The sequence below is a fragment of the Bacillus halotolerans genome (genome assembly GCF_001517105.1).
Lineage (GTDB): Bacteria > Bacillota > Bacilli > Bacillales > Bacillaceae > Bacillus > Bacillus halotolerans.
This window is the reverse complement of the sequence record NZ_LPVF01000013.1, coordinates 336,452-344,898: the sequence shown is the minus strand read 5'-3', so window position 1 is coordinate 344,898 and position 8,447 is coordinate 336,452. Positions and strand designations below refer to the sequence as shown.

9 protein-coding genes are annotated in these 8,447 nt (G+C 43.2%); 5 read left to right on the top strand and 4 right to left on the bottom strand.

The genetic code is table 11. The annotated features are described in order from the left end of the window. Positions 1-13: 13 nt before the first annotated feature. Both AU387_RS19855 and mifM read right to left on the bottom strand, forming a co-directional pair. The gene (locus tag AU387_RS19855) at positions 14-841 is read right to left on the bottom strand and encodes a membrane protein insertase YidC (protein WP_059336675.1); all 828 of its coding nucleotides are present in this window, start codon (positions 839-841) and stop codon (positions 14-16) included. A 29-nt stretch (positions 842-870) separates the two neighbouring features. Next, positions 871-1,158 (bottom strand): membrane protein insertion/folding monitor MifM, encoded by a 288-nt coding sequence (mifM, locus tag AU387_RS19850; protein WP_082687973.1) that lies wholly within the window; start codon positions 1,156-1,158, stop codon positions 871-873. Between the two features lie 72 nt (positions 1,159-1,230). Between mifM and AU387_RS19845 the strand changes: the two genes are divergently transcribed. The 3 genes from AU387_RS19845 to AU387_RS19835 all read left to right on the top strand — a co-directional run bounded on the left by AU387_RS19845 (position 1,231) and on the right by AU387_RS19835 (position 4,727). After that, on the top strand, positions 1,231-2,475 hold the full coding sequence (locus AU387_RS19845; protein WP_059336673.1) for a DNA polymerase IV: 1,245 nt from the start codon (positions 1,231-1,233) through the stop codon (positions 2,473-2,475). 109 nt (positions 2,476-2,584) lie between these two features. Further along, complete coding sequence (gene gndA, locus AU387_RS19840) at positions 2,585-3,994, top strand: NADP-dependent phosphogluconate dehydrogenase (protein WP_059336671.1); 1,410 nt, start codon at positions 2,585-2,587, stop codon at positions 3,992-3,994. Positions 3,995-4,067: 73 nt separating this feature from the next. Further along, a complete protein-coding gene (locus AU387_RS19835) occupies positions 4,068-4,727 on the top strand; it encodes a DUF3885 domain-containing protein (protein WP_059336669.1) in 660 nt (219 codons plus the stop codon). 42 nt (positions 4,728-4,769) lie between these two features. Here the strand turns inward: AU387_RS19835 and zwf are convergent, their stop codons facing one another. Next, entirely contained in the window at positions 4,770-6,239 is a 1,470-nt protein-coding gene (gene zwf, locus AU387_RS19830) for a glucose-6-phosphate dehydrogenase (RefSeq protein WP_059293648.1), read from the bottom strand. A 223-nt stretch (positions 6,240-6,462) separates the two neighbouring features. On the opposite strand from zwf, the gene rnz reads away from it, so the two are divergent. After that, entirely contained in the window at positions 6,463-7,386 is a 924-nt protein-coding gene (gene rnz / locus AU387_RS19825) for a ribonuclease Z (RefSeq protein WP_059293649.1), read from the top strand. 79 nt (positions 7,387-7,465) lie between these two features. Beyond that, on the top strand, positions 7,466-7,615 hold the full coding sequence (rpmG, locus tag AU387_RS19820; RefSeq protein ID WP_003226511.1) for a 50S ribosomal protein L33: 150 nt from the start codon (positions 7,466-7,468) through the stop codon (positions 7,613-7,615). Positions 7,616-7,646: 31 nt separating this feature from the next. On the opposite strand, the gene AU387_RS19815 is transcribed toward rpmG, so the two are convergent. Continuing rightward, complete coding sequence (locus AU387_RS19815) at positions 7,647-8,417, bottom strand: alpha/beta fold hydrolase (protein ID WP_059336667.1); 771 nt, start codon at positions 8,415-8,417, stop codon at positions 7,647-7,649. Positions 8,418-8,447 lie beyond the last annotated feature (30 nt).

Here is an 8,447-nt window from a genome sequence, read left to right as displayed (position 1 = left end):
CGGAGTTGTTTTTTTATTTCACCGGCTCTGTAAGAGCGGCTGTTTTTTTATGTTTATGGTGTGTCATCTGAAGTACGACGTTTTGCACTGTCAAGAACAGGCCGCTGGTGAACCAGTACAGCGGAAGGGCCGCAGGAACATTAAGCGAGAAAATCGTCATCATCACAGGGAAGATAAACACCATTAGCTTTGCGGATTGCTGCGCTGCCGGATTTTGCGGGACAGCGGAATATTTCGCGGTCAGTTTTTGAGCGACATAGGCTTGAACAAAATACATAATCCCTGCACTAAGGGACACGAGAATATCAGATTGTCCTAAACTGAACCATAGAAACGAGTGCGACGCAATTTCAGGTGTTGAACGAATTGCGTAATAAAACCCAATCATAATCGGAAACTGAATCAGCATTGGAAGACAGCCCATCGCAAGCGGGTTGATATTATGCTCCTGATACAGCTTCATCATGTCCATTTGCAGTTCTTTTTGCTTTTCCGGGTCCTTCGTCTTTTTCAACTTAGCCTGAATACTGTCAACCTGAGGTTTAATAACGGCCATTTTCTCTTGGAACATGCGCTGTTTTTTGAACTGATTGACAAACAAAGGCAGTACAACCACACGCACAATAATCGTAACGAGAATAATAGAGAGTCCGTATTCTCCATAAAAGAACCCGGCAACACCCTTAAGCAGAGCAGAAAACGGTTCGATTAAATAGTCGTGGAAAAAACCGACGTTGCTGAGGCCTCCCACCTGATTCGTCGCCGCAAACGCAGCATTACCCGAGCATAATACGATGAAAAAGATACCCATAGCCAAAAGTTTTTGATAAGTTTTTAACAATTTGTTCTCCTCCTTTTTATAAATGCGGTTTATAAAAGAAGGGAACTGACGTCTTCATCATCATTTACAGGTGAATTCATGCGGAAGACTTTACGTATCCAAGTTATAATGCGATGATATATAATAATAAGAAAGTCTGTTCGGTTTATTCGAAAGACCGTCTGATGTTCATCTGTTCGTTTTGATTTCCACTGCTCGCCGGCACGGCACTCTCGCAAGAGAAAAGCAATCCCGATGGCGGTCAGAGCCGGAAGAATAATTGTGAAAAAATCGACTAAGAATAAAACGTCATTTATCGATTCCACAAACATTGTAATCACATCCATTCAATACCTTCATTTTACTATATGTACAAGCCGTTGTCTAATGAACGGAAAGGAGATATGTTTATGCCGGGGAAGGGCCGAATTATTTTCCATATTGATATGAACAGTTTCTATGCATCGGTGGAAATGGCATATGACCCGGCTCTCCGAGGAAAGCCGGTTGCAGTTGCCGGAAACGTCAAAGAACGCAAAGGCATCGTCGTCACATGCAGCTACGAAGCAAGGGCGCACGGCGTGAAAACAACCATGCCGGTTTGGGAAGCAAAGCGCAACTGTCCTGAGCTCATCGTCCTTCCGCCGAACTTTGACCGGTACCGAAGCTCTTCAAGAGCGATGTTTAGCATCCTTCGTGAATATACAGATCTGGTGGAGCCTGTATCCATCGACGAAGGCTATATGGATATGACGGATACACCATACAGCCGCAATGCCTATGAGACGGCAAAAGAAATACAAAGCAGACTGCAGAAAGAGCTGCTGCTTCCGTCAAGCATCGGAATCGCCCCGAATAAATTTCTCGCCAAAATGGCATCCGATATGAAAAAGCCGCTTGGGATCACCATCCTGAGAAAAAGAGGAGTGCCTGATATCCTTTGGCCTCTCCCCGTTGGAGAAATGCATGGCGTAGGCAAAAAGACGGCGGAAAAACTGAACGGGCTCAGTATTGATACGATTGGAGATTTAGCGGCCGCTGACGAACACGCGCTGAAACGGCTGCTTGGCATCAACGGGCCCCGTCTAAAAAATAAAGCGAACGGCATTCACCATGCCCCTGTTGATCCGGAGCGCATTTATGAATTTAAAAGCGTAGGCAATTCATCCACACTTTCTCATGATTCTGCCGATGAGGATGAGCTGTTAGCTGTTTTTCGCAAACTGTCCGCATCAGTTAGCGGCCGTTTGCAGCGTAAGGAAGTAATGGCTTCAAAGCTGTTTATTATGATCAGATATGCGGACTGGAAAACGATTACGAGAAGCATCACACTGAAGAATCCGATAGATCAAAAAAACGAGATATATAATGAAGCAGAACATCTCTTCTTTAAGCATTGGAACAAAAACCCCATCAGGCTGCTCGGCATTACCGGAACGGATTTGGTGGAAAAAGAGCAGGCCTATAAGCAGCTCGATTTGTTCAGCTATACAGAGGATGCGAAGGATGAACCGATTCAGCAGATGATGGAAAAACTGAATGAAAAGTACGGTTCCAAGCTGATCAGAAAAGGTGCAAAGGTTAAAAAAGACGAGAGCAAAACAAGCGGAACAAGCTTTAATAAAGATTTTTTTCAAGATGAAAAGAAAAGCTGAATGTCTTGAAATAAGGGGGTGAAGTATGGTAATTTCAATAGTATAAATATCATTTTATTTTAATGTAAATTTTAAAATGGTTAAACGTTTGCAGAAGGGACGTTAGAATATGTCAAAACAACAAATCGGAGTTATCGGACTTGCGGTAATGGGTAAAAATCTGGCTTTAAATATTGAAAGCCGAGGATTTTCTGTTTCTGTTTACAACAGATCAAGCAGCAAAACCGAGGAATTTTTGCAGGAGGCTAAAGGCAAAAACGTTGTTGGCACCTACAGCATTGAAGAATTTGTTCAATCCTTGGAAACACCGCGCAAAATTTTGTTAATGGTTAAAGCGGGAACTGCTACAGATGCGACAATTCAATCTCTTCTTCCTCACTTAGAGAAGGACGATATTTTAATTGACGGCGGAAATACATATTATAAAGATACACAGCGCCGAAACAAAGAGCTTGCTGAAAGCGGCATTCATTTTATCGGCACAGGCGTTTCAGGCGGAGAAGAAGGAGCGCTTAAAGGGCCTTCTATCATGCCTGGCGGACAAAAAGAAGCTCATGAACTTGTGAAGCCAATTCTTGAAGCAATTTCTGCAAAAGTTGACGGTGAAGCGTGTACGACATATATCGGTCCGGACGGTGCCGGCCATTATGTAAAAATGGTGCACAACGGTATTGAATACGGGGATATGCAGCTGATCTCTGAATCTTATTTCATCCTGAAGCAGGTACTCGGCCTTTCAGCTGATGAGCTTCATGAAGTATTTGCTGAATGGAATAAAGGCGAGCTTGACAGCTATCTGATCGAGATTACTGCTGATATCTTCACGAAAAAAGATGATGAAACAGGCAAACCGCTTGTTGATGTGATTCTTGATAAAGCGGGTCAAAAAGGAACAGGAAAATGGACAAGCCAAAGTGCACTTGACTTAGGTGTTCCGCTTCCGATTATCACTGAATCTGTATTCGCACGTTTTATTTCAGCGATGAAGGATGAGCGTGTGAAAGCAAGCGGCCTTCTTTCAGGGCCTGAAGTGAAGCCTGTTACAGAAAATAAAGAAGAGCTGATCGAAGCAGTCAGAAAAGCGCTGTTCATGAGCAAAATCTGTTCTTACGCCCAAGGTTTTGCCCAAATGAAAGCAGCTTCTGAAGAATACAACTGGGATCTCAATTACGGTGAAATCGCTATGATCTTCCGCGGCGGCTGCATCATCCGTGCGGCATTCCTGCAGAAAATCAAAGAAGCTTACGACCGCGATCCTGAGCTTGATAACCTGCTGCTTGACAGCCACTTCAAGAATATTGCAGAAAGCTACCAAGGAGCGCTTCGCCAAGTGATTTCACTTGCAGTTGCCCAAGGCGTGCCGGTACCTTCATTCTCAAGCGCACTAGCTTATTATGACAGCTATCGCACAGCCGTGCTGCCTGCAAACTTAATCCAAGCGCAGCGTGACTACTTCGGCGCCCATACTTATGAGCGCACAGACAAAAACGGTGTCTTCCATACTGAATGGATGAAATAATGATGTGGAAATCCCGCAGCCTGACAGCTGCGGGATTTTTTTGAAATAGAGTGCCGACGAAAGGATGTATGTTTTGCCTGTAAATGAGTATTTACTTGAAAATTTTCCTGGTTTACGACTTACACCTCCTTTGTTTTATAACGGGCCGATCGGAATCCGGTTTGAAATAGGTGTAGGGTATAATGTGAACGATGCCTATCTGCACAGCCCTTATTTAGATAACGCATATAAGAGAGCTGTCACTTTATTTAAATCTCTACATGCCGAAGATGATGATATATTTGTTGTAGCTGATGCTGTTGGTTTTGAAGGGAGAAGGGGATATAAGAGCAAATTGCATATTTTCTCACGGTACATTCGAGAAAAAGCTGTGTTGAAAAAACTGCAGCACATTGCTGTTCCTTATACTTGTTCTGATGATTATGATGATAAAACGCATAGATTTTTTCTTAGATGCAAAGCTGGTGATATAAGATATATCCCAATGCTGAGAGCAATATGTAATCAAGATATGGGGATAAAACCAAGCATTTCTCGAAAAATTTACTTTATCAATATAAAGAAGAGAACCATTTTTTATCTTTATGATGATCGAGGCTGCGATATTTTAGCTGCTGCAGCTGAAACAATACGGGATATGTATGAAACATATAACAGTTGGATATTAGATTACGACAGAGAGAGAATCAATCGACTTTTTGAGCCGCTTAGAGGCAGAAAGCTTGATACATAAATAAAAGGCTGAAAATGCTTTACAAGCACTCAGCCTTTTTCTTTATATATTCCACCAATGCAAGCCGTCTTTCGCCAAAAGATCATCTGATTCTTTTGGACCCATAGAACCTGATTCGTAGTTTGGCGATAGTGTTTTGTTGGCTGCCCATGTTTCAGAAATGGAATCGACAAAGCTCCAAGAAAGGGCAACTTCATCCCAGTGTGCGAAGTTCGTCGCATCGCCGAGAAGACAGTCGTGAATCAATTTTTCATATGCTTCAGGAGTGTTCAGCTCGTCATTGCAATTGCTGCAGTAATCCAGTTTGATTGGCTGCGCGTGTGCTGCTCCTCCGAGTTTTTTAGCGTTTAAGTAAAGTGTAATGCCTTCGTCAGGCTGAATATGAATGACGAGTAAGTTCGGATTCATGTTGTTTTCATTGCCGTAGTAAAGGTTCATCGGAATGTCCTTAAATTGAACGACAATTTTTGTAGACTTTTCTTTCATTCGTTTTCCGGTACGGATGTAGAATGGAACACCAGCCCATCTGAAGTTGTCGATCAGAAGCTTTCCAGAAACAAAGGTTTCTGTATTTGAGTCAGGAGCGACATTATCTTCATCTGTATAAGCAGGAACTGGCAGACCGTCAATTTCACCGGCTTGATATTGTCCGCGCACAAAATACTCATCCACTTCGTCTTTTGCAATAGGACGGAGGGCTCTCAGCACCTTCACTTTTTCGCTGCGGATTTCTTCTGTGTTCAGTTTAATCGGCGGCTCCATTGCGAGAAGCGCAACCATTTGCATAATATGGTTTTGGACCATGTCGCGAAGGGCGCCCGATTTTTCGTAATATCTAGCACGGTCTTCAACACCAAGTGATTCGCTTGATGTGATTTGGATATTTGAGATGTAGCGGTTTGTCCATAGCGGTTCGAAAATCGCATTGGCAAATCGAATGACCTCAATATTCTGTACCATTTGTTTTCCTAAATAGTGATCAATTCTGTAAATTTGATCTTCTGTAAATGCTTCGCGAATTTCTTGATTTAATGCTTGCGCGCTTGGCAAGTCATGGCCGAACGGCTTTTCAATCACAAGGCGGGACCAGCCTGTAGTTGCTGTAACACCTTCTGATTTTAATGTCTTTGCAATTGTCCCAAAGAATTCCGGGGCCATTGCCAAGTAGAACATTCTGTTGTTCGGGATTTGATATGTATCTTCCAGCTGGTTGAGCAGCACGTTAAGCTCTTGATAAGAACCAGGGTTTGTCACGTCAAACGGGTGGTAATAGAAGTGAGACGTGAAATCATCTATATGTTTATCAGCAGCTGAGGAAATAGATGTTTTGACGGTTTGGCGAAGATCCTCATTGGACCAAGGTCTTCTTCCGACTCCTACAACTGCAAACTCTTCGCCGATTTGTCCGTTTTTATATAAACGGTGAATGGACGGATAGAGTTTTCGTTTTGCTAAATCTCCCGTTGCACCGAATATGACAATTACTGCTTTTGGTTGTTGGTTTGTTTTCACTAAAAGTACCTCACTTTATTCGAAGCTTTATTTTAGTACCCCGCATATTTCCTTCATTTTAAATCTAAAATTCAACGAAAGCAAACATTTAAGACCTTTTTTTGCAGAATGGCGCAAAAATATTTCTAGAACGAAAGGATTGCCCGAATCAGAGGCAAGATTCACATTTTACGCATGATCCTGTATTCTTGTAGGTAACTAGTTCTAGTAGGAGGAAGGAAATGTGGAATTACTTTTTTTAGGGACGGGAGCCGGAATTCCCGCTAAGTCGAGAAACGTGACGTCGATCGCATTAAAACTGCTTGAAGAAAGGCGATCTGTATGGCTGTTTGACTGCGGGGAAGCCACACAGCATCAAATTTTACATACATCGATTAAACCTCGAAAAATAGAAAAAATCTTCATTACTCACATGCACGGCGATCATGTATACGGTCTTCCAGGGCTTCTTGGCAGCCGTTCTTTTCAGGGCGGTGAGGACGAGCTGACGGTTTACGGACCGAAAGGCATCAAGGCGTTTATTGAAACAAGTCTTGCCGTCACGAAAACTCACCTAACATATCCGCTTGTGATACAAGAGATTGAAGAGGGAGCCGTATTTGAGGACGATCAGTTTATCGTCACAGCTGTATCCGCGATTCATGGTGTAGAGGCCTTCGGGTACCGCGTACAGGAAAAAGATGTGCCTGGTTCTTTAAAGGCGGCGTTATTAAAGGAAATGAATATTCCGCCGGGACCTGTATATTCGAAAATGAAAAAAGGTGAAACTGTGACACTTGAAGACGGACGCATCATAAACGGGAAGGATTTTCTGGAGCCTCCTAAAAAGGGGAGAGCTGTCGTGTTTTCCGGGGATACGAGAGTGAGCGATAAGATAAAAGAGCTTGCGCGGGACTGTGATGTGCTTGTGCATGAAGCCACCTTTGCTAAGGATGATATGAAGCTTGCTTTTGATTATTTTCACAGCACAACAGAACAAGCAGCTCTAACTGCCAAAGAAGCTGGGGCGAAGCAGCTCATTTTAACTCATATCAGCGCGAGATATCAGGGAGAGGCTTCTTTAGAGCTCCAAAAAGAAGCGGCAGCCGTTTTTCCGAACAGCATCACGGCGTATGATTTCTTAGAGGTGCAAGTTCCGAGAGGCTGAGAAAGAGATGGTGTTTGACAATCTGTTGTTAAGCTGTATAATAAAACGTAATCATTACGCTTTATAAGGAGATGTTAACATGAGAGTAAATGTTACTTTGGCTTGCACTGAAACAGGGGACAGAAACTACATCACAACCAAAAATAAACGCACAAATCCTGATCGTTTAGAGCTGAAAAAATATTCACCGCGTTTAAAGAAATATACCCTTCATCGCGAAACAAAATAGTAAAAACCCCGGCTGCTTCCGGGGTTTTTGTTTAATTGACTGCCTGGTATATCGGGGCGGCCTGCTGGCAGGCCGCACACCAAACATCATAAATCGCCAGATGGACGATATGAGGTTCATCATGATGAATGTTATGTGAGCTGTTTTTAGCTTGTATCCAGCCGCTTTGATCGGATAGAGACAAAATGCTGCTATGCAGGTTTCTCCAGTCCTCTTCAGCGGAGGCGAATTTCTCAGTGCGTTCACCTGATGACAGGACAATAAGCGGCATGTTCCCTAAATGGACTTGCTGCTGTTTGAACTGCCGCAGACTTTTCGAAAAGTCTGCATGTGTCTCCTCGAGCATCATCTGCTTTCTGTATGCTGTATGCATTTCTTCAGGAATAAATGTAAAGCCGCCTGTGCCGTAATCTCCTAAAGCGGGATCAAGGAGCACCATGCCGATAATATCCTGTCGGTTTTTACAGGCCCATAAACTGCTGATAACCGATCCGTATGAATGTGAAACAGCCAGATAAGGGGGGCTTATACCTGCTGCCTTAAGCAAGCTTTCTAATTCTCTCACCTTTTGGTCGGCTGTTCGTTCTGCCTTGCTTTGTCCGCTTTTCCCAATGCCCGCTCTATCATATGTGAATATGCCAAATTCGTCATCAATGTCCGCTGTTAGTGGTTTCCATGTCTCTGAAGAAGTGCCGTAGCCGGCTTCAAAGACAATGGTTACACCGCTAAATCCTTTTCGGTGTTTTGTATGAAATTCACAACCGTCAACCGTATAGGTCCTTTCGATCCATGCTGCATTCATTGGAGTCATCTCCTCTAATTGGTTCTACTA